General features: G+C 51.0%; 19 protein-coding genes and 5 pseudogenes. 13 read left to right on the top strand and 11 right to left on the bottom strand.

Features of this window, described 5'->3' with window-relative positions; genetic code table 11:
• Positions 1-15: 15 nt before the first annotated feature.
• From ACQG0S_RS18680 to ACQG0S_RS18665, 4 genes are all read left to right on the top strand, one after another.
• A complete protein-coding gene (locus ACQG0S_RS18680; protein ID WP_017384065.1) occupies positions 16-891 on the top strand; it encodes an MBL fold metallo-hydrolase in 876 nt (291 codons plus the stop codon).
• Positions 892-997: 106 nt separating this feature from the next.
• Positions 998-1,849 (top strand): DMT family transporter, encoded by an 852-nt coding sequence (locus tag ACQG0S_RS18675; protein ID WP_023279882.1) that lies wholly within the window; start codon positions 998-1,000, stop codon positions 1,847-1,849.
• 75 nt (positions 1,850-1,924) lie between these two features.
• Complete coding sequence (locus ACQG0S_RS18670) at positions 1,925-2,761, top strand: helix-turn-helix transcriptional regulator (RefSeq protein ID WP_023279881.1); 837 nt, start codon at positions 1,925-1,927, stop codon at positions 2,759-2,761.
• 294 nt (positions 2,762-3,055) lie between these two features.
• The gene (locus tag ACQG0S_RS18665; protein WP_007897903.1) at positions 3,056-3,715 is read left to right on the top strand and encodes an SDR family oxidoreductase; all 660 of its coding nucleotides are present in this window, start codon (positions 3,056-3,058) and stop codon (positions 3,713-3,715) included.
• 41 nt (positions 3,716-3,756) lie between these two features.
• Here ACQG0S_RS18665 and ACQG0S_RS18660 read toward each other — a convergent pair.
• Both ACQG0S_RS18660 and ACQG0S_RS18655 read right to left on the bottom strand, forming a co-directional pair.
• A pseudogene (locus tag ACQG0S_RS18660) lies at positions 3,757-4,353 on the bottom strand (LysR substrate-binding domain-containing protein); the annotation flags it as partial.
• A 447-nt stretch (positions 4,354-4,800) separates the two neighbouring features.
• Positions 4,801-5,127, bottom strand: a complete 327-nt coding sequence (locus ACQG0S_RS18655) for a four-helix bundle copper-binding protein (RefSeq protein ID WP_022649401.1) — start codon at positions 5,125-5,127, stop codon at positions 4,801-4,803.
• 431 nt (positions 5,128-5,558) lie between these two features.
• Here ACQG0S_RS18655 and ACQG0S_RS18650 point away from each other — a divergent pair, with 431 nt between their 5' ends.
• Together ACQG0S_RS18650 and ACQG0S_RS18645 are read left to right on the top strand one after the other, a co-directional pair.
• On the top strand, positions 5,559-6,692 hold the full coding sequence (locus tag ACQG0S_RS18650) for a glutathione-independent formaldehyde dehydrogenase (protein WP_022651297.1): 1,134 nt from the start codon (positions 5,559-5,561) through the stop codon (positions 6,690-6,692).
• A 569-nt stretch (positions 6,693-7,261) separates the two neighbouring features.
• Positions 7,262-7,561 (top strand): annotated as a pseudogene (locus ACQG0S_RS18645) (IS66 family transposase); the annotation flags it as partial.
• A 71-nt stretch (positions 7,562-7,632) separates the two neighbouring features.
• Here the strand turns inward: ACQG0S_RS18645 and ACQG0S_RS18640 are convergent.
• Positions 7,633-10,284 (bottom strand): excinuclease ABC subunit UvrA, encoded by a 2,652-nt coding sequence (locus ACQG0S_RS18640; RefSeq protein ID WP_012561117.1) that lies wholly within the window; start codon positions 10,282-10,284, stop codon positions 7,633-7,635.
• 616 nt (positions 10,285-10,900) lie between these two features.
• On the opposite strand from ACQG0S_RS18640, the pseudogene ACQG0S_RS18635 reads away from it, so the two are divergent.
• Positions 10,901-12,034, top strand: a pseudogene (locus ACQG0S_RS18635) (IS3 family transposase).
• A gap of 199 nt (positions 12,035-12,233) precedes the next feature.
• Here ACQG0S_RS18635 and fghA read toward each other — a convergent pair.
• The 5 genes from fghA to ACQG0S_RS18610 all read right to left on the bottom strand — a co-directional run bounded on the left by fghA (position 12,234) and on the right by ACQG0S_RS18610 (position 15,807).
• Complete coding sequence (gene fghA / locus ACQG0S_RS18630; RefSeq protein ID WP_012561110.1) at positions 12,234-13,070, bottom strand: S-formylglutathione hydrolase; 837 nt, start codon at positions 13,068-13,070, stop codon at positions 12,234-12,236.
• A 64-nt stretch (positions 13,071-13,134) separates the two neighbouring features.
• A complete protein-coding gene (locus tag ACQG0S_RS18625) occupies positions 13,135-13,533 on the bottom strand; it encodes a VOC family protein (RefSeq protein ID WP_012561111.1) in 399 nt (132 codons plus the stop codon).
• A gap of 43 nt (positions 13,534-13,576) precedes the next feature.
• Positions 13,577-14,686 (bottom strand): S-(hydroxymethyl)glutathione dehydrogenase, encoded by a 1,110-nt coding sequence (gene frmA, locus ACQG0S_RS18620; RefSeq protein WP_017384070.1) that lies wholly within the window; start codon positions 14,684-14,686, stop codon positions 13,577-13,579.
• Positions 14,687-14,720: 34 nt separating this feature from the next.
• On the bottom strand, positions 14,721-14,996 hold the full coding sequence (gene frmR / locus ACQG0S_RS18615) for a formaldehyde-responsive transcriptional repressor FrmR (protein ID WP_017384071.1): 276 nt from the start codon (positions 14,994-14,996) through the stop codon (positions 14,721-14,723).
• A 113-nt stretch (positions 14,997-15,109) separates the two neighbouring features.
• A protein-coding gene (locus tag ACQG0S_RS18610; protein WP_223195083.1) for an IS1 family transposase occupies positions 15,110-15,807 on the bottom strand; the annotation gives its coding sequence in 2 pieces (ribosomal slippage) (positions 15,110-15,558 and positions 15,558-15,807; 699 coding nt in all).
• 400 nt (positions 15,808-16,207) lie between these two features.
• Here ACQG0S_RS18610 and ACQG0S_RS18605 point away from each other — a divergent pair.
• On the top strand, positions 16,208-17,191 hold the full coding sequence (locus tag ACQG0S_RS18605; protein ID WP_023280857.1) for an MDR family oxidoreductase: 984 nt from the start codon (positions 16,208-16,210) through the stop codon (positions 17,189-17,191).
• A gap of 62 nt (positions 17,192-17,253) precedes the next feature.
• Here the strand turns inward: ACQG0S_RS18605 and ACQG0S_RS18600 are convergent, their stop codons facing one another.
• Positions 17,254-17,910: a TetR/AcrR family transcriptional regulator gene (locus tag ACQG0S_RS18600; RefSeq protein WP_023280966.1), complete on the bottom strand. Its 657-nt coding sequence runs from the start codon at positions 17,908-17,910 to the stop codon at positions 17,254-17,256.
• A 423-nt stretch (positions 17,911-18,333) separates the two neighbouring features.
• Entirely contained in the window at positions 18,334-18,630 is a 297-nt protein-coding gene (locus tag ACQG0S_RS18595; RefSeq protein WP_017384073.1) for a helix-turn-helix transcriptional regulator, read from the bottom strand.
• 858 nt (positions 18,631-19,488) lie between these two features.
• Here ACQG0S_RS18595 and ACQG0S_RS18590 point away from each other — a divergent pair.
• From ACQG0S_RS18590 to ACQG0S_RS18570, 5 genes and pseudogenes are all read left to right on the top strand, one after another.
• On the top strand, positions 19,489-19,977 hold the full coding sequence (locus ACQG0S_RS18590; protein WP_023280967.1) for a P-loop NTPase fold protein: 489 nt from the start codon (positions 19,489-19,491) through the stop codon (positions 19,975-19,977).
• A 44-nt stretch (positions 19,978-20,021) separates the two neighbouring features.
• Positions 20,022-21,168: pseudogene (locus tag ACQG0S_RS18585) on the top strand (IS3 family transposase).
• Positions 21,169-21,292: 124 nt separating this feature from the next.
• Complete coding sequence (locus tag ACQG0S_RS18580; RefSeq protein WP_157843391.1) at positions 21,293-24,007, top strand: P-loop NTPase fold protein; 2,715 nt, start codon at positions 21,293-21,295, stop codon at positions 24,005-24,007.
• Between the two features lie 204 nt (positions 24,008-24,211).
• On the top strand, positions 24,212-24,541 hold the full coding sequence (locus tag ACQG0S_RS18575; protein WP_000140246.1) for a hypothetical protein: 330 nt from the start codon (positions 24,212-24,214) through the stop codon (positions 24,539-24,541).
• 114 nt (positions 24,542-24,655) lie between these two features.
• Positions 24,656-25,669: pseudogene (locus ACQG0S_RS18570) on the top strand (DUF3362 domain-containing protein); the annotation flags it as partial.
• 89 nt (positions 25,670-25,758) lie between these two features.
• Here the strand turns inward: ACQG0S_RS18570 and dkgA are convergent.
• Positions 25,759-26,586 carry a 2,5-didehydrogluconate reductase DkgA gene (dkgA, locus tag ACQG0S_RS18565; protein ID WP_023306942.1) on the bottom strand — a complete coding sequence of 276 codons (828 nt, stop codon included), beginning with the start codon at positions 26,584-26,586 and terminating at the stop codon, positions 25,759-25,761.
• Positions 26,587-26,664 lie beyond the last annotated feature (78 nt).

The raw sequence follows: 26,664 nt of genomic DNA, 5'->3' as shown, positions 1-26,664 counted from the left end.
GTAACGGAGACCAATATGACTTCACAACTGAACTGGCAGGCCCCGGCTATCAATCGCAAAAAAGTAGGTGACATGACTGTGACCATGCTGAGTGATGGCTATCTGGACGTATCTTTTGAGCTGCTGTCTGGTATTGACGGCTCACGTGCCGAGGATTTACTGCAGAAGCGCGGTGTGCCAGCAGTACCCCGTATTAATATCAACGTCTACGTTATCCAGACGCCTGAGCGAACCATCCTGATTGACAGTGGTGCCGGAGGTATCAATGGCTGGGGCGGTCGGCTTCAGGTAGCCCTGGCCGCGGCAGGCATTGACCCGCTTCAGATTGATACCCTTCTCCTGACTCACGCGCATCCTGACCATATCGGCGGGCTTGCAGGCCCCCTGCAGACTCCCGTTTTCCGCAATGTTCAGCAGTTGTTTGTGCATGAGAAAGAACTCGCTTTCTGGCGTGATGAAACCATTTCCGCTGGCGCGCCTGACGCATTCAAGCCGTTCTTTGAAGTAGCAAGGAACGCCTTCAGCGCTTATGACGACAAACTGGTGCCATTCCGCGAGGAAGCGATTTTACCAGGTATTCAGACTGTACCGCTGTTCGGCCATACACCAGGACATACCGGTTATCTGCTGGGTGATGAAAAAGAGTCGCTGCTCATCTGGGGTGATATTGTTCACTTCCCGCACATTCAGGTTGCTCAGCCTGACGTTACTATCGCGTTCGACAGCGATCCTGCGGCGGCGGCGGCCATCCGTAGCAAAGTGCTTGACCGCGCAGCGAGCGATAACCTGGCTGTCAGTGGTATGCACTTCAACCTGCCTACTACCGGTAAGGTTATCCGTGAAGGTAACAGCTTCGCACTGAATTACGACCTGTGGTCACCCGCAGTCTGATCACCTTCCTTCCCGGTGCACACAATAGTGACCGGGAAGATCCCCTTTCATATCGCCCGACAAGAACCCACCTGCAATACTATGAATATCACTGCCTCACAAAAAAATGGCTCATTACTCTTGCGCCCTGGCTTTTTGTATTCCTCTGGAGTCAGGGTTTGTCGCAGCCAAATTTACCGTGCAGTACAGCGCGCCGTTTCATCTTTTATTCCTGCGTGGCGCATTTTCCTGTCTGGTCCTTCTGCTGCTTACACTGGGGTTCAGGGCCCGTTTTCCGTCCGGCAGAGGAATGGTTCGCAACCTGATTGTCGGACTTTTCCTGCAGAGCTTCTTTCTGGGCGGATGCTTTTATGCCATCCATCGTGGCATGCCGTCAGGCATTGTGGCGCTCATCACCGGCCTGCAGCCGGTACTGACTGCAATACTGGTTTCACTCATGCACCGTCAGTCCCTGCATCCCCGGAAATGGCTGGGTATTGCGATTGGCTTTGCGGGCGTTTTCCTGGTGCTCTCGCCAGGCCAGCATAGTTTTGCACTGGATCCTGTGGCTTTTGGGTCGGTCATGCTGGGGTTATTTGGCGTAACGATCGGAGCGCTTTATCAGCGCCGTGCTCAGGGAGATGGACATATCTTTGCGAACACGTTTTTACAGTACGTCACTTTGACAATATCGATGGGTGCAATTAGCCTGATGTTCGAATCTGCTCCGACGCAGTGGAGCTTATCATTTGCGCTGGGTCTGGGCTGGCTGGTTATTGGCGTATCGGTTCTGGCGATTATGTTGCTGATTTTTATGATACGAAGCGGTGAAGCAACCAAAGTCGCTACTTACTTTTACCTGGTTCCCATTCTCACGGCAGCTGAAGCGTGGTTGCTGTTTGGAGAGGCCATTACATTGCCCATGCTTGTGGGTATGGCAATAACTATAATCGGCCTGATTTTTGTCATCCGGGAATAGACAACCGCACGCGTCGCTGTATGCTTTTGTATATGGCGACGTATAATAGCGGTCAAAGTCAAATTCCGGATGAATATGCAAACAGTCAGCTTTTCCGATTCTCCCGTTGATGATCTCCTCGCTGAGCTTCTTACCCTGGCACGCTCCCGTTTTCCACTTCCCTGCGATTGCCTTCGCGCAGAACAGACGCATCAGGTAAAGAAGTTCGAGGTGGAAGGTGCGACCCTTTCCTTCCCGCTGGAAGGAGAATTCCGGTATCGTGAAAATGAGAAATGGCACCGGGTGATCCCGGGCGAGATTATGGTCGTCCCGAATGCCCGTAGCATCGATATAGAATATGCCCCTTCAGAACAAAGTGGTGAGTTTGTTGCCCTGAGCGTGGTGCTCGCGGAGGAACAGCTTGAAGCAGCCAGGCTGTTACTTGCCGCACCACCACCACAGGACACCGGCAGCATCGCAGCCATTTCCGTATCAGCTCTTCTTTCACCCCTTAACCGCTGGACAGCCGCAATGCGGGAAGGGAAGCGTCCGCTTTCCCTGCACGCCATGGTTGAAGTGGTGCTCTGGCTTTATGGCATGGGATACCATGCTTTGCTGCGAGCCCGGCAGCCAAGTCTGGCCATGAAAATCCGTCAGATGGTAGCGGACAAACCGGCTCATCCCTGGAGTGCTGCTGAAATTGAAGATCTGACGGGACTCAGTGGCCCCACGCTTCGGCGCCACCTGGCCAGTGAGTCAACCAGCTTACGCTCAGTTATCGCCGATGCACGTATCGCGGAGGCTCTCCGCCTGCTGATGACATCGACGCTGCCGGTAAAAACGGTCGCGGGGCGGGTGGGTTACAATTCACTATCGAGCTTCAGCAAGCAGTTTTCTGAACGCTATGGAATCGAACCTTCAGGGTTCCGCTGACTTCAGTTCGTTCAAGGTACACATTGCGTCCCTCGCACTTCAGTAACTTGCGTGGATCTTTCGAATATAACGGAAGATATTGGCCGGCATTGCGTGTAACCGGTTCAGGAGTTCTCATCGTGACGGGAGAGCTAAATCGGTACGGCTGTTGTTCTCAGCTATAAGAACAACTGAGTATCTGACCAGCTGTCTGGTGCTGGCAGCAGCATGCAGTGCAATCGGTCAGGCTCAAAGGAACTGACCTGATGTCAGGTTATAATTTCGGACACATCATAACCCCAGAAGGAGACAACTGTGGTTCATGTTTTCATTATCGGTGGTGCAGGCAAAATCGGCCAGCGTCTGTGCAGGATCCTTTCAGGTAGGGGGCATGCTGTTCGTGCCCTCTACCGTAAGCCAGAGCAGCAGGCATTGCTAGGCGAGCTGGGTGCTGAGCCCGTCAGTGGGAGCCTGACAGAGCTGGATGCAGCTGCGCTGGCGATGCACTTTGCAGGTAGTGATACAGTGGTGTTTACTGCCGGTGCCGGCGGTAAGGGGGGACAGGAGATGACCAATGCGGTCGACGGCGAAGGGCTGAAAAAGTCGGTAGCTGCCGCCCTCAGTGCCGGTGTGTCTCGCTTTCTGCTCGTTTCTGCATTCCCGGAGTCCGCACGGGGAGAAACCACTTCTGAATCATTCGAAAATTATATGCGTGTTAAAAAAATGGCCGATGTGGAACTAGCACAAAGCGAGCTTGACTGGGTGATCCTGCGCCCCGGCGCGCTGCAGGATAAGACTGGTACGGGTTATGTACGTGCCGGCCTGGCCATCCCGTATGGTAACGTGCCCCGTGATGACGTGGCGGCTACGCTGGCTGAACTCATTGAGCAACCTGCCGTCAGCCGCGTCATCATTGAGCTGACGTCTGGCGATGCTCCTGTCCGTGAAGCCATACAGAAGCTGGCGGGCCGATAAAAGGCAGCGCACGTACCAGCAGGCTGCAGGCCCCCAGGCGTTTACAATAAACTTTCCAGCCAGTCGGTAAACGCCCGTACTTTTCGGGAGAGATGGCGGTGCGGATACAGAAGTTACAGTTTGCGATTCGGGGACGTATTATCTGGCAGAACCTCTACCAACAGCCCGCGATCGAGATAAGGCTGCAAAAAAATATTCATGCCCTGTAGTATTCCCAGCCCCGCCAGGCCTGCTGCAATGTAGGCTTCTGAGTTATCCACGACAAGCCTGCCTGGAAGTTCAATTTCGGTGGAGCCCTCTGACGTCCCGAATGTCCAGGGCATAACTTGTCTGTTGCTGCTGTTAATCCAGTTGACGGCCTGATGCTGCTGCAACTCGTCCATTGTTTCCGGGGTGCCGTGTTGATCAAGATACGCAGGACTGGCGCAGGTCGTCATTTTAACGGTTCCCACCTCCTTTGCGATATAGTCGCCATCGTCCAGCTCCCCCACCCTCAGTATGCAGTCCAGGCCATCATGCAGCATATTCCGTCGGCGGTCTGAGCTGCTCAGGATAATTTCAATTCCGGGATGCTGGCGATAAAAATCAGGCAGGTTGGGTATAACAAGTAAAGCCGCAAACGCGACAGGCATATCTATGAGCGAATAGCGGGCGTCAAAATGATAGCGACAGGAAAGTTCTGCCATATTAAACATAACAACCCTTGGGCGCACCGCCGCAGGCGCCCTCAGCACGTTTCTGCGGCCTCCCGCCTGTTTCCGGCACCTTTCAAACGCCCCTGATGATTTCTGCGCGTCTGCATGGCTATGCAGTGAGATCTGCTCTCCACCGATTAGTGCATGCAGATTTTGGAAACGTCCAATTCTGGCACGAAGCGGTCACCCCGGCGGGGTGCAGTCCGCTGTCAGCGAAAACGGACATTGAGCCAATCAAATAATCTGTGCCAGAATTTGTCATTGAGGCTAGTACTTTCGAGTAGATCTATTTCCCGCCCGTACTCTTAAACTCATCTATCTCATCCTTCTACGACTTATTACCGGGAATATAAAACCCCGCCGAAGCGGGTTTGGTAATTTGAGTTTTTCTCAGGCGGCCATCTTTCTGCATTGTTCGGCGCAGTGATGACAAGCGCTTGAGCAATCCTGACAATGGTCATGTTCATGCTTTCCACACTCGTCACCGCACTTCTGACAAACATCAGCGCAAAGACGGCAAAGATCCTGGGCAGACCCGCTATTTAGTGTCATGAATTGAGCTGCAAGACGGCAGATATTTGCACACTGCATATCCAGTTTTATGCACTCGCGCATCATCTCCAGATTCTCTTCGTCGAGACACGAAGCCGCACAGTTATCACATGCCGTTGCACATAGATAACAGGCTTCGATGCATTTTTTGTATTCGTCTAACATAATTTCTCCTTAGCTAAGGTTACGTATTAAGCATGGAAGAGATAACTGATTATTCAAATTTTGAATTAGTTAATTACCTTTTCAGCATTTCATATCATTGATTCAAAGTGCATCTCTAGGGTTACCTAATTCACCTATGTCTACTTCTGGCACAATGCAGAAATGAGATAGATTTACTTTATCCGCTTCTCGCTCAAAGCTGTCCGTAATCCCTTGCCTGCTTAAAAAAACCGGATTAACGTGTGATGTTTTTACGTTTTCCAGGCAGCCTTCATCGGTAAGTACCTGTCTTACAGACTTCAATGCACTTAGTTAAGAAACATCCTAATCGTCCTTTCGCCGATCGCGAGATCTGTTATGGCAGCTAAACTCGATTGATACCCCAATCCGCGGGGCAGCATTTCCTTTCCGCACGCAAGAAGGAGAAGATCATGAAAGCAGTAATTTACAACGGTCCTTATGATGTAAAAGTAAAAGACGTACCGGATGCGAAAATTGTCCGCCCCACGGATGTACTCGTCCGCATCACCACCACCAACATTTGTGGGTCGGACTTGCACATGTATGAGGGCCGGACCAGCTTTGAACAGGGACGGATTCTGGGTCACGAAAACCTGGGTGAAGTGGTCGAAATTGGCTCAGGCGTTGAACGTATTAAGGTGGGCGACTATGTTTGTCTGCCGTTTAACGTGGGATGTGGTTTTTGCGAAAACTGTGAAAAAGGTCTGACCGGCTTTTGTCTCACTACCAATCCGGGTACGGCAGGCGCAGCTTATGGTTTTGCTGAAATGGGTCCCTGGGAGGGAGGTCAGGCGGAACTTCTTCGGGTGCCATTTGCCGACTTTAACTGCCTTGTTCTTCCCCCTGATGCGGCAGAAAAAGAAGATGATTATGTGATGCTCTCTGACATTTTTCCTACCGGCTGGCATGCAACAGAACTTGCCGGATTGAAGCCTGGTGAAAGCGTGGCCATTTATGGCGCGGGGCCGGTCGGTTTGATGGCAGCTCATTCGGCGATCATTAAAGGTGCTTCACAGGTGTTTGTGGTTGATACGCACACAGACCGGTTGGCTCTGGCTGAAAAAATGGGGGCGACGGGCATCAATGCTACTGGCGATGAAGCTGTACAAAAAATTCTCGACCTGACGGATGGACGCGGTACGGATTGTGGCTGCGAATGTGTTGGCTATCAGTGCTGTAACAAACATGGCCATGAAGATAACTCTGTTACCATGAACAGTCTTGTTGCGTCGACGAAAGCAACCGGGGGAATTGGTGTGGTTGGCGTCTTTATTCCTCAGGATCCGGGGGCTGAATCGGAGCTTGCCAGAGAGGGTAAGATGCCATTTGATTTTGGGAGTTTCTGGTTTAAAGGACAGGCAATCCGTACCGGCCAGGCGAACGTTAAGGCCTATAACCGTCAGCTGTCTCGCCTCATCCATCACGATAAAGCCAGTCCGGGCAAAATAATTTCTCATCGTCTTTCGCTTGAAGAGGCTCCTGCCGGATATAAGCACTTCGATGAGCGGGATGAAGGATGGACGAAGGTTATCCTTAAGCCTTAAATAGAGTTATCCGGTATGAGAAAGCAAAAACCGGGAAAGAATGTATGACTTTTGACAGGGTGCAATAAAATATCCTGTCAGGGCGTTATTATCCATACTTTCAGCTGCCAGGCGCTTCCATATCCAGACTTGTTCCCTGATTTTGCCGACGAGATAGCAAAATTAATACATTCAGGAGGAGGCATCTGCGGTTGATCTGTTCCGTATTTATTAACGCCCTGTGCTGTAAGTATTGTCTGCCTCTACCACATAGCAGACATGTGCGCAGGAACGGTCCGCTATGAGCGAAAAGCGGACTTCCGGTCCTTGCGCAAACTCCCGTTCCGAGAAGTTGCAGTTCACAAATCACCTGTTAAAGAAGGTATGGTAGCCCACAGCATTAATTTTGCTTCCATCTTCAGTCAGACTGGCCGGTACCGGCTTCCGATAAGTTTCGTCGGCTGAGGCCCGCTAAAGTAGAGAGGTCAAAAAATAACCTTGACGTACAATAATTTTCGATATCCAAACTGACCCCTAATTAGGTGGACACCTGATGACTGACTTAAAATTTCTATCACGCCAGCGTTACACATCCGCAGTCGCATCTTGCGGGGTTCAGCGGGGTGTTGCAGGCGGACGTGCACGTGCGGACGCCCTCTGACACCACGACCGAAGCGCTGTGCCGTATCGGCGAGCTGTATGGCATCGAGGCGGGCATCCGGGGCAAAAGCGCGGCGGAACGGCTGGCCATTCGGCAGGAAAAAGCGGTACCGCTGCTGACCGCGCTGGAGGGCTGGCTGCGTGAAAAGCAGAAAACGCTGTCACGGCACTCGGAGCTGTCGAAGGCGTTCGCGTACGCGCTGAACCAGTGGGATGCGCTGAAATTATACCTGCGGGAGATTACTGATACAGAACACGCCGGGAATGTGCCGCCATTGACGCAATGACGACACAGCCCTTTTTAACCGTTCCGTGAGAGTTCCCTGGCAATATACTGTGCGGTACGGCTTTCTTTGACCTGCGATACCTGTTCGGGAGTTCCTGCGGCAACCAGGCGTCCTCCCTCATGTCCCGCTCCAGGACCGATGTCGATAACCTGGTCTGCCTGAGTAACCGCCCGCATATCGTGTTCAATCATTATCACCGTATTTTCTGCATCAACAAGCCGCTGCAGCTGCACAAGGAGGCGGTCGGCGTCTGAAGCATGCAGGCCGGTTGTCGGTTCATCTAGGATATACAACGTGTGGCCACGTTGGCTACGTTGTAGTTCGGTTGCCAGCTTGATCCTTTGCGCCTCCCCTCCGGATAACTCGGTTGCTGGTTGTCCCAGACGCAGGTAGCCCAGACCAATTTCACTCAGCAGACGGAGGGGACGAGCCACTGGTTCTTCAGTCGCAAAGAACTGACTGGCTTCATCCACCGTCATATGCAGGACCTCCGCGATATTTTTGTCCTGCCAGCAGATCCTGAGAGTATCCCGGTTATACCGCGCGCCATGGCAGGTCGGGCACGGTGCATACACGCTCGGCATAAACAACAGCTCCACGCTGACGAATCCTTCACCTTCACAGGTTGCACAGCGGCCTTTTGCCACATTGAAAGAGAATTGACCCGCATCGTAATGATGGAGTTTGGCGTCAGTCGTTCCGGCAAAGAGCTTACGAACAGGATCAAACAACCCGGTATATGTCGCCAGGTTTGAACGGGGGGTCCTGCCTATCGGTTTCTGGTCAACCTGAACCAGACGCTTTACCAGTCCGGTATCACCGGTCAGGGTACCGTACGTTTTCTCCGTTACGGATGGCCCCTCAGCGTCGCTGGCTTCGGAAAGCACGTCTTCTGGCTCACCGCCAAGTGAAGAAAGCACCAGTTCCGGTAAGGCCTGGGCAATCAGACTGGATTTACCGGAGCCAGAGACTCCCGTCACGGCTGTCAGCACACCCAGAGGAATATCAACATCGATCCACTTAAGATTGTGGCGATGGATCCCCTGCAGTTTCAGCCACCCGGATGGGATACGGGCAAAAGATTGTGGTGGCCGGACTTCATCAAATAAATAACGCGCGGTACGAGATTGGGTGACGGCTTTCAGATCTTCAGGAATACCACTGTAGAGAACATGTCCTCCCTGTTCACCAGCCGACGGTCCCACATCAACAAGCCATTGCGCCCGTCGCATCAGGTTAAGATCATGTTCAACGACAAACACCGAGTTGCCGGCATCACGAAGGTTCTCAAGCGCATCGTAAAGCGCTTTACTGTCTGAGGGGTGCAGACCCGCAGACGGTTCATCAAGAACATAGACCACACCAAACAGCATCGAACTGAGTTGCGTGGCAAGACGCAGTCGCTGAAGCTCTCCTGCAGATAGAGTTGGGGTTGCTCTGTCCAGCGTAAGATAACCCAGCCCCAGCTTCTGCAACTGATACAACCGGGCCATGACACCACCGGTCAGCCGTTGTGCCGCCAGTCGTTTCTCTTCCGATAACGCCGATGTCCGGCAGACATCGGCGTTATCGGAATGGACCGCTTTTCCGGATGCAGCACGCTCTGTCAGATCCCGACGGGTGATATCCCTGTCGGCATCTGCGCCGGCGTGGTGGGCACTGAAATCCCCCCGGGAGATTGGAAGGAGCAATTCCGCCAGCTGGTCTAAGGGCATCTGCATAAATTCACCAATGTCCACACCGGCAAAGGTGACGGACAATGATTCTGACTTCAGTCTTTTCCCGTGACAGACCGGACACAGCTTGCCTTCCATAAAACGGGAGACTCGTTTTCTCATCAACGCGCTTTGCGTGCTGGCGAAGGTATGTAGCACATAACGACGTGCCCCGGTGAAGGTCCCCATATAACCCGGCGTCATTTTTTTCCTGACGGCTTCGCGCGTATCTTCCGGACTCAGTCCCGGGAAAACCGGTACAGTGGGGGTGTCTTCGGTAAAAAGGATCCACTGACGGTCTTCCGCTGGCAGATTTTTCCAGGGAGTGTCGATGTCATACCCCAGCGTCACCAGAATATCCCGCAGATTCTGTCCGTGCCAGGCCGGGGGCCAGGAAGCAATAGCCTTTTCACGGATACTAAGTGAGGGATCGGGCACCATCAGTGTTTCAGTTACCTCATAGATATGGCCCAGACCATGGCAAGAAGGGCATGCCCCCTGCGGCGTGTTGGGAGAAAAATCCTCGGCATACAGCATCGGTTGTCCGGCAGGATAAGCGCCCGCCCGTGAGTACATCATTCGCACCAGACTGGATAAGGTGGTCACGCTGCCGACAGAGGAGCGCGCGTTACTGGCACCGCGTTGTTGCTGAAGCGCAACGGCTGGCGGCAGTCCGTCAATGGCATCCACATCCGGAACCCCGACCTGATCAATGAGGCGACGAGCGTAGGGGGCAACCGATTCAAAGTAGCGCCGTTGCGCCTCAGCATAAATGGTGCCAAAGGCCAGTGAAGACTTACCCGAGCCTGACACACCCGAAAAAACAACCAATGCGTTGCGCGGAATGGAAACATCCACCTCTTTAAGGTTGTTCTCGCGAGCACCGCGAATCACAACTGAATTGTTGTCGTCAGTCAGGATGGGATGATAACCGAAAAGTTTCTTTGCCATAGAATTTCCTGTGCTAGGTGTGTCCGCTCTTAATAAGGCCACCTCTTGTGACGGTATCTGGTGTGCCGGACCGCTCGATCAGAAAGCCCGTCGAAAAAAGCGTTTGTGTGACTGGAAACAGATTGCTGAAGCTGGGCCCGGTGGTACCATGTGGGACACCGCTGAAGTTTCAGCGGTACCCTGCGGATCCGCCTTCTGTATGAGAACTGGCTGGCGGCGTACCCGGGACCGGAGATTTGGCTCCCGTGATAATGCGGGCTCCCCGGTACGCGACGCTGTGGTTCCAGACCCAGCTGATGGCGACACTCAGGCGGTTTCGGGTACCAATTAAAAAATACAGATGAATAATGCACGTGATTTCATATGTCATTTCCTTTCATTACAGTTTTAGACCCCATCAGACATCTGCCTGGCAGAGTTAACGGAGATAGGAGCGGACTATCGAAATGGTGTCGTCGATTGACCTCTTCTGCGACTCATTTCGTTTGCCCGTATCGGGGAATTCCTCCCGAAGATAGCTTTCCAGAACAACCGCCATCAGGTCGTTAACGGCTCCCTGGACTGACCCCGCCCCGGTAGACGATCCTGCCCTATAGTTTGAGTATAGGAGGAGCGTATGGGCACACCACGATTTACACCTGAATTTAAGGAAGAAGCCGTCCGTCAGATAACGGAACGCGGTTATTCCGTCGCCTAAGTATCTGAGCGTCTGGGCGTCTCTGCACACCGCCTCTACAAGTGGCTACGGGCTATCAAACCTGATAACAGCGAGCAGCATGCCCGGGATTTACTGGAAGCTAAAAGCGAGATCCTGAAACTCCGGGCGCAGCTAAAACGCACCGAAGAAGAACGGGATATCCTGAAAAAGGCCGCGCGGTACTTTGCAAAGGAGCCCGACTGAAGTACCGCTTTATCAATGAGCACCGAACTGTATGGGGTGTGATGACGATGTGTCGGGTACTGAATGTCGCCCGGGCCGGGTTCTATGCGTGGCTGCATAACCCTGTCTCGGCGCGTGATAAAGATAACCAGCGCCTGCTGATGCTTATCCGCGACTCATATTCCCTGAGCGGAGGCGTATACGGTTACCGGCGGGTTCATGGCGATCTGAACGAAATCGGGGAAACCTGTGGTAGAAACCGGGTGGGTCGGATCATGCAACTGGACCGGATTAAAGCTGTGCGCGGCTATAAAGCGCCACGTCGTATCGCTGGCAGGCCTTCAGTCGTTGCTCCTAATCTCGTGCAGCGGCAGTTCACCGTTGTCCGGGCCACCCAGGTCTGGGTCACCGATATTACTTATATCCGCACCTGGCAGGGCTGGCTGTATCTGGCGGTGGTTATCGATCTCTTCGCCCGTAATGTGGTCGGCTGGTCGATGAAACCCACTCTCTCACGCGAACTGGCGCTCGACGCGCTGATGATGGCGGTCTGGCGCCGAAAACCAGACAGCGAGGTTATCGTACATAGCGATCAGGGCAGCCAGTACGGCAGTGACGACTGGCAGCGCTTCTACCGGGCCAATAACCTGGCGCCGAGCATGAGCCGGCGTGGCAACTGCTGGGATAATGCGGTGGCCGAATCGTTCTTCAGTTCGCTGAAAAAAGAACGGATCAGAAAACGCATATATAAAACCAGGGATCTGGCCCGGGCGGATCTTCGATTACATTGAAGTCTTCTATAACCGGTCCCGGCGCCACAGCCACCTCGGCGACGTCAGTCCGGAGGCCTTCGAACAGGCCTCGTCGTGAGGACAGGATTTGTCTACAGGCGTGGGGTCAGTCCAAACTATAGGGCAGGATCGTCTACCGGGGCGGGGTCAGTCCATCAACGGCTCGGAAGTGTCTAGATTATCCGTGGCGATTCAGTTACAGTACATCTCAGGTCTGCAGGGTTCAGGCCCTGTTCAGGCCTGAAAATTAAGCACATTTTCTGAGGCTGGAAATCAACTCATGCTGACAGCCTGAGCCTGTTGGCATGGTAAGCAATGTGCTCACCAATAAAGCTGGAAATGAAATAATAGCTGTGGTCGTATCCAGTATGATATCGGAACGACGCATTGAGGTTCATCTCATTGCATACTCTCTCAAGGATTTTGGTGCGCAGTTGCTCTTCATAAAAGGCGTCACTCAGCCCCTGATCAATGAAGATTTCTGGTAATTTTTCACCCTGTAAAATGAGGCTGACTGGATCGTAGGCTTCCCACGTTTTTCTGTTTTCACCCAGGTAAGCGCTAAATGCCTGTTGCCCCCATGGCACCTGAGAAGGCGATACTATCGGGGAAAATGCTGATACGCTCACATATTCACCAGGATTTCGCAGAGCCAGCACCAGAGCACCCAGCCCTCCCATAGAATGACCGGATATAGATTTTCTTGCCGTTGCAGGAAAATGATTCATGACGACATCCGGAAGCTCTCTGAGAATATAGTCATACATCCTGTAATGAACATTCCACGGCTGTTCCGTCGCGTTCAGATAAAAACCGGCCCCCTGGCCAAGATCGTAACTGTCGGCATCCGGGACATTATTACCCCGGGGACTGGTATCCGGGACAACAACGATGACGTTATGCCGGGCTGCATAATGCTGCATACCTGATTTGGTGATGAAATTCTGCTCAGTACAGGTCAGGCCCGACAACCAGTATAGTACCGGCAGTTTTTCTGTTACTGCTTTGGGAGGAAGATACACACCGAAATTCATTTCACAATTAAGGGATTGTGAATAATGCCGGTACACGTTTTGCCAGCCGCCAGAGCTGGCATGCTGCTCAATGAGTTCCATCAGCCGTTATCTCATGGTTATTTCCCCTGACCGAAGCCAGGGGAAGTATCTTTAAATCCGGACGTCAGATAAACGTATACGCCGTGATTTTGTTACCCGCCGGATCCCGCAGGTAGGCAGCATAGGCCCCGGGAAGGTGACCACGCGGGCCAGGTTGACCTTCATCAGCTCCACCGGCGGCAAGGCCGGCAGCATGGAAAGCATCAACCTCTTCCGGGGTGGCAGCAGCGAAGCCGACAGTCACCCCGTTAGCGGAAGGTGCTTCACCGTTGCCCGGACGGGCAATGATAAATGCCGGCTTTTCGCGGCCATAGAGTACCCAGCCGTTGCCAAACGGGCCGAGGTTATTGATACCAAGCGTGCCCAGGACGACATCGTAAAATGCGGAGGATTTCTCGACATCGGCTGCGCCAATGAACACATGAGAAAAGATGCCGTCACCAGAAATTACCGGAGTTGTCATTTTCCACTTCCTTCAGTTTGAGTTGATTAAAATTCTGATGGGATCAGTAATGAATCACTGTCCGGATAGATTTGCCTTCATGCATAAGCTCGAAGGCGTCATTGATTTCATCCAGTGTCATCGTATGGGTTACAAATGGCTCAAGGTCAATATCCCCCTTCATGGCATCCTCGACCATACCGGGGAGCTGAGTGCGGCCTTTTACTCCGCCAAACGCGGAACCTTTCCATACGCGCCCGGTGACCAGCTGGAAAGGACGGGTGGAAATCTCCTGTCCGGCCCCTGCGACACCAATGACAACGGACTGCCCCCACCCACGGTGAGCACTTTCCAGCGCTGCACGCATGACGTTAACGTTACCGATACATTCAAAGGTATGGTCAATACCCCACTTGTTGATATCCAGCAGAACATCTTTAATCGGTTTGTCATAATCATTCGGGTTAATGCAGTCAGTGGCCCCGAACTGACGGGCCAGGTCAAATTTTGTCGGATTAGTATCGATAGCGATAATACGTCCCGCTTTTGCCTGACGGGCCCCCTGTACCGCAGCCAGACCAATTGCCCCCAGACCAAAAATGGCAACTGAATCGCCCGGCTGCACTTTAGCCGTGTTATGGACGGCGCCAATACCGGTAGTCACGCCACAACCCAACAGGCAGACGTGTTCATGGTTCGCCTCCGGGTTAATTTTTGCCAGAGAAACCTCGGCCACAACGGTGTATTCACTGAATGTGGAACATCCCATGTAGTGGTAAAGAGGCTGACCGTTGTATGAAAAGCGAGTGGTCCCGTCAGGCATCAGTCCTTTGCCCTGAGTCTCGCGAACCGATACACAGAGGTTCGTTTTACCGGACTGGCAGAATTCACACTCCCCGCATTCAGCGGTGTAGAGCGGAATAACATGGTCACCCGGCTTCACACTGGTGACGCCTTCACCAACTTCAACGACGATACCGGCTCCCTCGTGGCCGAGAACCACCGGGAAAACGCCCTCAGGGTCATTCCCTGAGAGGGTAAAGGCATCGGTATGGCAGACACCTGTGTGGGTGTTTTTAATCAGCACCTCGCCTTTTTTAGGCGGAGCAACATCAATTTCAACAATCTCCAGGGGCTTCCCTGGTGCAAATGCAACAGCGGCACGTGATTTCATACGTAATATATCCTCAATGTAATAATGGCCTCACCTATTTAAGATAGGCACGAACCAGCTCAATCGTATCGTCAACTGATTTACTGACTTCATGACTGTAGCTGTCATTCTGGTCAAAGGTTTCCCGTATGTGGCTCTCCAGCACCTCTGCCATCAGTCCGTTAGCGGCGCCCCGGACGGCGGCGATTTGCTGGAGAACGGAACGGCATTCAGCGCCACTTTCAAGTGCTCTTTCCAGAGCATCAATCTGACCCCGGATACGGCGAACCCGGGTTAGGACCTTTTTTTTCTCTTCAGGAGTACTGGGCATTGCTTACCTCACTGCTCTGTATTTCTTATACTATAGGGGAGTATTACATTAAGATCAACACATACCCCACTATAGTATAATAAATATATCAGAGCACCGGTAATGACTCCAACTTACTGATAGTGTTTTATGTTCAGATAATGCCCGATGACTTTGTCATGCAGCTCCACCGATTTTGAGAACGACAGTGACTTCCTGCCCAGCCTTGCCAGATGCTGCCTCAGATTCAGGTTATGCCGCTCAATGCGCTGCGTATATCGCTTGCTGATAACGTGCAGTTCTCCCTTCAGGCGTGATTCATAAAGCGGCCAGCCATCCGTCATCCATACCACGACCTCAAAGGCCGACAGCAGGCCCAGAAGACGCTCCAGCGTGACCAACGTGCGTTCACCGAATACGTGCGCCACAACCGTCCTCCGTATCCTGTCATACGCGTAAAACAACCAGCGCTGGCGTGATTTAGCGCCGACGTAACCCCACTGTTCGTCCATTTCCGCGCAAACAATGACGTCACTGCCCGGTTGTATGCGTGAGTTTACCGACTGCGGCCTGAGTTTTTTAAGTGTCGTAAAATCGTGTTGAGGCCAACGCCCATAATGCGTGCACTGGCGCGACATCCGACGCCATTCATGGCCATATCAATAATTTTCTGGTGTGTACCGGGCTGAGAGACGGTGTAAGTGAACTGTAGCTGCCATGTTTTACGGCAGTGAGAGCAGAGATAGCGCTGATGTCCGGCAGTACTTTTACCGTTACGCACCACGCCTTCAGTAGCTGAACAGGAGGGACAGCTGATAGAAACAGAAGCCACTGGAGCACCTCAAAAACACCATCATACACTAAATCAGTAAGTTGGCACCATTACCCGAATTACCAGCGTCTGCTCTTGGCACGGAGCGGACCTATTTACTGAGCCGAAGGTCCGCTCAGACTAACTCATTAAAGCCTGGTTGTTTTATCGCATCATCAGCCGTGTTCTGAAGCATTAGCTATGTATCTTCAGGGATGCTGATTTTCCCTCTGCACCAGATAAACCAGAATACAGTTTGATGTCGGTCAAAAAAGACAGCTTTAAGTGCATGAAATGAATAATGTTTCTTGAATGCTGGCAAAGCACTGGGATAGTAGTGTTGATTATTAGACGATCGGTCAATATTATTTATTGACGACTTAATGACTGAACGGTAAACGCCCGGACAAACGAGGTGAACGTGTTTAAATCTTTATTAATCAACAAAACAGATGGACGCTATAGTGCGCAACTTGCTGAAATCGCTGAAAGTGAACTACCGCAGGGGGATGTGGAGGTCAATGTTGACTATTCATCCATCAACTACAAAGACGCACTGGCCATTACGGGCCGGGGCCCAATCGTCCGACGCTTTCCCATGGTGCCCGGCATTGATTTTACCGGTACAGTGTCCGCCAGTTCACATCCCGAATATCAGGCCGGAGATAAGGTTCTCCTGACCGGCTGGGGTGTTGGGGAAAAACACTGGGGCGGACTATCCGAAAAAGCACGGGTAAATGGAGACTGGCTGACGCCGCTCCCGGCTGGCGCTAACGGCAAACACGTAATGGCAATCGGAACAGCTGGGTTTACCGCGATGCTGTGCGTAGACGCACTTCTGAATCATGGTATTAAGCCTGAAGATGGTCCGGTACTTGTTACCGGTGCCAGCGGCGGCGTCGGGAGCATTGCGGCCATGATCCTTGCATCAATGGGGTACCGCGTTACGGCGTCTACTGGACGCCCGGAAGAGGCTGCCTGGCTCTATAAAACGGTCGGTGTGGACGAGATTATTAACCGTTCCGAGCTCTCCTGTCCCGGAAAACCGTTACAGAAAGAACGCTGGGCTGCCGCCATTGATACAGTCGGTAGCCATACGCTCTGCAATGTATGCGCCGGGGTGCGTTATGGCAGTATTGTTGCAGCCTGCGGCATGGCACAGGGGATGGAACTAATGGGGAATGTGGCTCCGTTTATCCTGCGTGGCGTCACGCTGAAAGGGATTGACAGTGTCATGTTCGCGAAGGAAAAAAGAGCGGCGATCTGGCAGCAGGCGGTACAGTATTTACCGGAGTCCAGACTGGATAGCCTGACCACCGTTTATCCGCTGAGTGATGCCATCAATGTGGCCGAAAAACTTCTGAGTGGCGGAATTCGTGGCCGGGCAGTAATTCAGTGTAGCTAATGAAGTGGAAGCCAGGCTCAGCCTGGGTTTGATAATTATTATCAGGGGCTGCGGCCCCTTTTTTACTTTTCAACAGCCGTGTCCTTAGAGGGCTGATAGCGTACTGACTTTTTGAAATAGCTCCAGAAGTCGTACACAGGCTGGGTTGAGCAATAAAGTTTGGCACGCATTACGGCACCCTCCCAACTGCTCCAGAAAATGGCCGCCAGTTGCGTATTATTCATATCGGAACGGATTTCGCCCGAAGATAACGCGTCGGACAGACAGCACGCCACAAGCGCCTGCCAGCGCTCAAGTATTTCGTGGAGCTGTTTGATAAAGGACAGTGGAAGACCCGGACTCTCCTGCATCATATTGCCAACCAGACAGCCCCGGGTGAAATTGTACTTTTTAATGCCGTCGCAGGCATCGTCGATGAAATTTTCCAGACGCATCATTGGTGTGAAGGATGATTCATACAGATGTTTTTGGAGTTTATGCACAAAGAAACTGTCATAGGCGCTCAGAACAGTCTGGGCATACTCTTCTTTGCTCTTGAAATAGTAATAAAATGAGCCTTTAGGAACACTGGCATTTTTGACAATGGCATCGACTCCCGTTGAAAGAAAACCATTCTGCGTGAGCAGTTCAAGCCCGCTTCGGATCAGGTCATTACGGGTATCTGTATAGGTACTCTCTGTTTTTCGTGGCCTGCCTCGCCCACGAATTTCGCCAGTCATGACTTTGCTCCTGCATTTTATTAACGGAAAAGAATAAGTGATTTTGCGCGGAGGCTTCAATCAGTTTATCCCCGGCGGTGACGAGGTGGCCACCTATGCCGACTGGACAGGGGACTGACTATTGCCATAACGCCATCGCAGGTTGCTTCAGTAAACCTGCTAATCCCGTACAATGGCGAATTCGCTATATCCGCTTCTCGCACTTAGCTGCCATAAATCGGCCAGGCAATCACAGGTCATTTCTGTCTCGCAAAGAAGGTGCCGTTTCTGCTTTGCGTTGACACCCCTAAATATTAGAATTAAAAGGAGAGAGTTACTGGAAAAAGGCAGCGGAGGCAGTGACAATCGTGGCTTGAAGCCACTACTCGATGGATGCGGACATGTAGTTGGCGTCATTCGACAAAACTAGCAAACTTCTAATAGTCACCATTTCTCCCGTCTGGCGGGAGTGCTGTCAAATGCCCCCCTCATCTCTGTGTGGGAAATGAAGGGTGAAGGGGAAATAGATGACAGCGTTATTTCTACGCCCAGAATACTGAATACCTTGTACAGACGATCAATACTGGCGCTAGCAGGGTTTGCTTCCAGGCGGGCATAGGTTTGCTGCGTTACGCCAAGCCTCTCAGACACATCTTTTTGCGTGAAGCCCTTGATTTTGCGAAACCCGATTAGCACAGGTCTGAGCTGGTTCAGCGTTTTTATCGGGAACTGATTATTCATAAGTGACCTGCCTCGCAGACTGAGTAGGGAGTACCGCCCTGTAATACAGCAGGTAAGGTGTATTTTGTGTTATACAGACTATAGGCTGTAAAACCTTTATTGAAAAGATGCTGATGTTCCAGGGGCATGCCGAGCATGGACGATTTTCTGCGGGGCGGTATTTCGCTACGGGGGAGATTGCGTTCGGGCAATGTACCGGTGTAAAAAACGTCAATTTTTCAAAACCGCTGTTATCGGGATAAGCTGAAAACTCCGAAGGCAGACACAGCCACGAATAATGTCAGACTTAAACTCTGTAGCTGTCTTCTTTTGCCTGTAAATAACGTCTAGTTTGACTCTGATGAAGGCTGTACCAGGCAGAGAACATGTCACTCTCGGGGCCGGATGATAAAATGTGTTCAACTGGCTGGGCAGGGTAATAGCGAAGAACGTTCTCTGAAATTCGATTCAGCTCAGCGTAACGTGCGCTGTAGGTATGTATAATCCATTGCATCAATTTTGCATCCGTATTATTCGCAGATTACACACAAGAAGCTTAACAATGGCTGAAAGAGTGAGCAGGGATATGTAACAAAAACAAGGGCTTCAAGATGAACTGGATAAAACCGGAGCAGAGCAAGCCCTGTTCCGGTTTGTCAGGCTTTGGAATTTCTTCCAGGCCCCTGCAGCTAGTCACAACAAACACATTAATGTTTTCATTGCTTCAATTCAATATTATTGTGTGAAAGGGATTCCATCGAAATCGGCTTATGCATGCTTAAAACTAAACTGCCCCGGCTGCAGTCATTTGGTTGCTGTGGGCTCTGTACTGTGTCTAATAGTGAAAGAATCTTACGTTATAACGAAGGAAATTGCTGAATGACTCTACGATTGCAGACGGAATCACCCGCTGACCAGGATATGTTTAGAGGCAGCAGTCATGAAAAAGTTGCAGAGAATGTGGCTCAGATCATCAGGACACCTGATGTCAATATTATTGGTCTGGAAGGTGAGCTGGGTTCAGGTAAGTCAACAATATTGAAGTTCCTGCAGAAAAAGCTTAAAGATGATTTTACGTTCATTAACTTTGATGCAGAACGTTACCATCATGGCTCAACTAAAAAAGCGCTTATCGATGTCATCCACCACGGGGTCAGCCTACAATGTCCGGGCTCCCGGGATGTGTTGGATAAGTATAAAAATCTGGCTCTGGGTAACATCGTTGAATACGACAAGAGGGTCAGCAGCAGGCTAAGCTGGTTGACCGTCGTTTTTATTTTACTGTCATTGCTTTCCGTGCAGATGCTTCGTTATGTGCTAACAGACCTTAATCAATATTTTACTAACAATGATCTTACCCACGAATAGTGGACACACGACTAAGTGAGTAAACTCTTAACCAGAGGTGACTCATGACAAAACCAGCATCAACCAGTAAGAAGCCCCGCAAACAGTACACGCCTGAATTCCGCAACGAAGCCCTGAAGCTTGCGGAACGTATCGGTGTTGCTGCCGCTGCCCGGGAACTCAGCCTGTACGAATCCCAGCTCTACGCATGGCGCAGTAAGATTAACAATGCCCGCAGCTCTTCCGAACGTGAGCAGGAAATGTCCGTTGAAATTGCCCGTCTTAAGCGCCAACTGGCGGAACAGGCAGAGGAGCTGGCCATTCTCCAAAAGGCCGCGACATACTTCGCGAAGCGCCTGAAATGAAGTATGTCTTTATTGAAAAACATCGGGCTGAGTTCAGCGTCAAAGCCATATGCCGGGTACTGCGGGTCGCCCGTAGCGGCTGGTATGCGTGGCGTCTGCGTCGTCAGCAGATAACACCACGTCAGCAGTTCCGGCTCGTCTGTGATACTGCTGTCCGTCAGGCATTCACTGAGGCCAGCGTTATGGTGCGCCTCGTCTCGCTGACGAACTGCCTGAGTACAACGTCAAAACCATTGCCGCCAGCCTGCGGCGTCAGGGGCTTCGCGCAAAAGCGGCCCGGAAGTTCAGCCCGGTCCGATACCGCGAACATGGCCTGCCGGTGTCTGAAAATCTGCTGAAACAGGATTTTTACGCGAGTGGCCCGAATCAGAAGTGGGCGGGTGACATCACGTACTTGCGCACGGACGAAGGCTGGTTGTACCTGGCGGTGGTCATTGACCTGTGGTCCCGTGCTGTCATCGGCTGGTCGATGTCGTCGCGGATGACAGCGCAGCTGGCCTGCGATGCGCTACAGATGGCACTCTGGCGACGTAAGCGCCCGGAAAATGTCATCGTGCATACGGACAGAGGCGGGCAGTACTGTTCGGCAGACTATCTGGCGTTACTGAAGCGGCATAATCTGCACGGTAGCATGAGTGCCAAAGGATGTTGTTACGACAATGCCTGCGCGGAAAGCTTCTTCCACTCGCTGAAGGTGGAATGTATCCACGGGGAACGCCTTATCAGCCGGGAAATCATGCGGATGACGGTGTTTAATTATATCGAGTGTGATTACAATCGGTGGCGCCGACACAGTGCCTGTGGCGGACTCAGTCCCGAACAATTTGAAAACCAGAACCTCGCTTAGGGCCGTGTCCACATTACGTGGGTAGGATCACAAGGAGTCATTATTAGGGTGGCTTTTTTATGTTGAGGTGGCCGCGTTTCTTTCTCCTGCCATTATGGTCGCAGGACTGGCATGCCTGCAGAACATGGAATGGTACAGAAAGAAAGGGTATTCGAGTATTGGTGATTTGTTCAAACGCAACAGTACTGACAGGATTGAAGAGACTTGGCTAGTTAATAAGGAGGTCGGAGCTATTGAGCTGGCTGAAGCTCTGCAGGGATTTACCTCCAAAGAGGTCATTTCCCATGGAGATCGCTTCATCCTTATCATTGATAATCTGGACCGAATCAGTGCAGACAAAGTGAAAGAGCTCTGGAGTGATATGGAGCTTATTGCCGGAGCCACTCATGAACACTTCAGGATAGTGGTGCCCTATTCGGCAAGACAGGTTTCAGCCTCACTTTCTGTGGCGGGTTTCAGCGGGCGTGAGTTTATTGCAAAGCGGATTCCTGTAAGTTTTCAGGTTCCTCCTCTTATTTCGGCAGGATGGCAGGAAGCGTTAAGGCAGTACTGGAAAGAAACAGTAAATGAGGATGCAGGGATAGCGTGCCGGGAAGCAACGGTGTTGCTTGAGCGCTGGAAACCCTCTGAGTATCCTCGTATCACACCGCGATTAATGAAGAAGTTTGTTAATGATATTCATATTCTGAACCTTACCGTTCCTGCAACAGAAGATCATCGCCATATTCTTATTGCTCTCTACTTACTGGTGGTCAGATACGGGGAGCGAGATATTAAAGTATTACTTCGCGATCCCAAAGCTAGTCAGACCGAACCCGGTATTGCTCCGGATGATTTTGACGAGATGCTCTCGCTAACTTATCAACAAATATCCCGAATTTTTAATAACGATACAGAAAGATGGAGCGAATTTCTGATGAGCATCCACTATCAGTCCACGGTGGAGCTTGCCAGGAGCGAGTTGCTTGATACGCCTCTTAAAGACGCGATTGGTGCTATAAATATCCCACGGCTTGAAGAACTGACGGCCTTGTGGGGTTTCGCTGAAGCATGGCAGCGAGTGGCACCACATATTCAGATGCGAGACTGGCTGGTTTCTTATAGCCGGATGGATGAGAAGTGTCAGGCTCTCGCCGAACCGCAACTCAAAGTCGCAGTGCAAATGCTGAATCAGAGTTATGCTGTTTCACTCAGAGAAAAGAATGATGAAGGTTTCGTATTGAGTCTGCAGAAACTGATGGCTGACGGGCGGATAAGCCTAGAGCCTTTCGTCGAAAGGCAAATATCGTTTATTGTGAGTAAACTTGATGAAATTCAGGATTCAGAAAAATTGGAGGCTGAATCCACGCAGACGTTGCTGCAGGAAGCTGATTCATACTCTGTTCTGGCCGGTGAATCACTACTGAATAAAATGGAGAATTTTGTAGATGGCGTATTTTATGTGGAATACCTTGTCAATAATGAAGAGACCTTGTCAAACCTGAAAATTGGCACACTAGATATCGGAAATCACGGTCGGGAGGAGATGTTACGCTATGGAGCTGAGCAACCTCAGATAGACCTTTTTAATCCGGGAATTATCCGGCATATCAATATTGCATCGAAGGCGGTACAGAACGTAATTGGAAAGAATGATGGTACAGGTGGGGCTCAGGTTAGCTCTGCAATAATGACGCTTAAAAATCGTCAGGTTGTTGAGGACGTTATCCATTTCAGAAAAATTGTTCTGAGCCCGGACTGGAATAATAATGTTTTAAATCAATATTATCTTAATAATACGGCGACGAGGAATCTCTTCCCTGCGGAATTTGCTGCACAGGCTGTTGCTCACATGGTGCTCCATGGTAACTATGCCGGTATCGAGTCGTACAGTGAACATATTGGTGAGGAACGGTTTGACCTGGCTTTGGCTGCATATCTTCGTTATCTACGTACTGCCGAGAGTATCTTTATAGCACTTAAGGATAAAAATGTTCTGCCGTACATCAAAAATGCTGTTGGCAGGATTGTTGATTTAGGTCTTCTGGTGAATATACCTGTCCTGAGCTTTGTTAAAGGTCAGTATGACGTCATCAAAGAAGCTACAAATGCAACCTCTCTTTTAATATTTGTGCGAGAGCGTCAAAAAGCACTGTCAGAGAAAATAATTGAGTCTGATGTGAATGCTATGGGTCCAGTATTTCTCCATGACGTATATCAGTCAGGTGAGCAGTTTGATATTTTGAAGAAAAAGCTGAACGCCCTGGCATGTGGAGTATTTAGTTCTTCTGAAAGGCTTATTGAGTGTTTTACGGTTCTTCCTGTGAACATGCGCTTTATCCTTGAACAAATGCAACTTCAGGGGCAGCATATCCGGATGGAAGGTAGTGTGGGTATCTTTGCATCATGGTTCCGTGATGCAGAGCCAGACGTTGTCACAAATGCCGAGAACATTCATTTCCTGTGGTCTTGCCTCGACGATACCCAGAGAGAGACTGTACTTGATGAGTTGCACGATGTCTTACTTGAAAGACATATTCGTATTGACAGCCGTATTGCGATTATTACCCGTTTTCATAATGAGTTGTCGTTTATTGAACCTGAGAAGGCCGTTGAACGCAGGGCTATTGCGGCGCTGTTTAGCGCTTCTGTTGATAATGTATTATTGTCTCAATGGCTTGACCGTCAGACGTTTTCATTTTCATCATGGTCTCCGGAGGACGCCCGTACGGCAACGAGTTGTATAATGAATAACTCGGAGATTTTTCCTCTCATCTGCAGGAATTCACAGTATATTAAAAACAGAATGTTACCAGAGAAAGCGGACGTTACAGAAGATAGTGATACGTTTCCGGACTGAGTTCGTTCTTTAAATCCTATACCTGAAGACCACAGCGGTGGTCTTTGGGAGTTTTTTTATTGCCTGATATACATTAAGCATGTTATATCTTGCTAAGAAATAATCATTCAGGGATTAATCATAACTACTGAAGTTATGTTGTGTTCTTTTCTTTTAAAAATAAATTATTCAGATTTATTTTCTATTGATTTAATGAGGTAGGGAATGACAGAAAGTGCTTTGCTTTTGCGAGAGGCATTTAATGAATCGGTTAACTATATGACATGGTCTTTTTATTCACTGATAACTGCTTACGTTTCGATGGCTTTTTATGATAGAGTTGAGGTTAAGACCCGAATAAATAATTATCTGAATAAGTTACTTTTCGTGATTGCTATGTCCGTTTTTATCCCAAATATGTACTTTGTTTCAATGGTGTTCAGTCAGAAGTTAGGCACCGCAGCTGGCGTTGCGTCATTCATTATTGGGCTACTTTTCATGATGTTAAACTCGGCGCCTGTAATTACTGGTATCGTACAGCAGCGCAAAGATTGAGTTTTATGAGTATAGTCAGTTGGGTTTTCATCTGTTTTATCAGACTTAGAAAAATGAAATCTTTCAATTCATTGATTTTAAACGCAAAAAAATTTCTAAATGATCAGAATTATAGGGTGCTCGCTCTGTTCGATCACCGAACACGAAGGTCGTATTATTCAGAGCCGTTCCGAAGAGTCGATTGTTAACGAGATCGAAGCCATTCGCGACACGGTCCCGGGCTTTACCGGCGTAATCTCCGATCTGGGTGGCCCAACGGCTAACATGTACATGCTGCGCTGCAAATCGCCGCGCGCTGAGCAGACCTGTCGTCGTCTCTCCTGCGTCTATCCGAGCATTTGCGAGCATATGGACACCAACCACGAGCCGACGATCAATCTTTACCGTCGCGCCCGTGACCTGAAAGGCATCAAGAAGATCCTGATCGCCTCCGGCGTGCGTTACGACATTGCGGTGGAAGATCCGCGCTACATCAAAGAGCTGGCGACGCACCACGTTGGCGGTTATCTGAAGATCGCCCCGGAGCACACCGAAGAAGGCCCGCTGTCCAAAATGATGAAGCCAGGCATGGGCAGCTATGACCGCTTTAAACAGCTGTTTGATACCTATTCAAAACAGGCGGGGAAAGAGCAGTATCTGATCCCATACTTCATCTCCGCACACCCCGGCACCCGTGATGAAGACATGGTGAACCTGGCGCTGTGGCTGAAGCAGCGTCGATTCCGTCTGGATCAGGTGCAGAACTTCTACCCGTCGCCGCTCGCCAACTCGACGACTATGTATTACACCGGCAAAAACCCGCTGAGTAAGATTGGTTATAAGAGCGAAGACGTGGTGGTGCCGAAAGGGGATAAACAGCGCCGTCTGCATAAAGCGCTGCTGCGCTATCACGATCCGAAAAACTGGCCGCTGATCCGTCAGGCGCTGGAAGAGATGGGGAAAAAGCACCTGATCGGCTCGCGTCGTGATTGCCTGGTGCCAGCGCCAACGCTGGAAGAGATGCGAGAAGCGCGCCGCCAGAACCGCAACACGCGCCCGGCGCTGACCAAGCACACGCCAATTGTGCATCAGCGTTCGAACGGTGGGGCTTCGGGGACGAAAAAAACGGGAAAACGTAAGATCGGATAACGATGATGCCCTCACCCCGGCCCTCTCCCACAGGGAGAGGGTGGAAAGCATTCCCTCTCACTGTGGGAGAGGGTTAGGGTGAGGGGAAACTACCCGCCAAACTGATCCGGGTCCGGCCCAAGCCGCTTGCCCTGATCCAGCTTCGCAATCTCACCCAGCTCGTCTTTATCCAGGCGGAAATCCCAGACGTCGAAGTTCTCGGCGATACGCGATGGCGTGACCGATTTCGGGATCACCACCAGACCGCTATCCAGATGCCAGCGAATGACGATCTGCGCCGGCGTTTTGCCGTACTTATCCGCCAGTTCACGAATGATTTTCTGGTCAAACACCCCTTCGCCGCCCTGGGCCAGCGGGCTCCAGGATTCGGTCTGGATCTTGTGCGTGGCGTTCCATGAATGAAGCTGGCGCTGCTGCATCAGCGGATGCAGTTCAATCTGGTTAATCACCGGCGCGACGCCCGTTTCATCAATCAGGCGTTGCAGATGATGAACCTGGAAATTACAGACGCCGATGCTTTTTATCAGCCCCTCTTTTTGCAGCTCAATCATCCCTTTCCAGGCATCAACGTAATGGTCGATAGCCGGTACCGGCCAGTGCATGAGATAAAGATCGACGAAATCGAGCTGGAGTTTCTCCAGGCTCTCCTGCAACGCTTCGCGGGGACGCTTTTGATCGTCGTTCCACAGCTTGGTGGTGATGAATAACTCATCGCGGGGAATGCCAGCGCTGGCAAGCGCGGTCCCCACGCCGTCCTCGTTTTTATAGGCGGCGGCGGTATCAATGGACCGATAGCCGACTTCCAGGGCTTTATGAATGGCGGAGACGACCTCGTCGTTACCGGCTTTCCATACACCTAGCCCCAGCTGGGGCATCACGTTGCCGTCCTGTAGCTTGATTACGGTTTGGTTTGCCATTTTTCCTCCTTCAGGTGCTCATCGCCGGAGGGAACCTCCGACGATGTGATGTGCATTAAGTCTGGACGAAATGTCAAA

It is taken from the genome of Enterobacter cloacae complex sp. 418I7 (assembly GCF_050030705.1).
Taxonomy (GTDB): domain Bacteria; phylum Pseudomonadota; class Gammaproteobacteria; order Enterobacterales; family Enterobacteriaceae; genus Enterobacter; species Enterobacter intestinihominis.
This window is presented reverse-complemented; position numbering and strand designations above follow the sequence as displayed.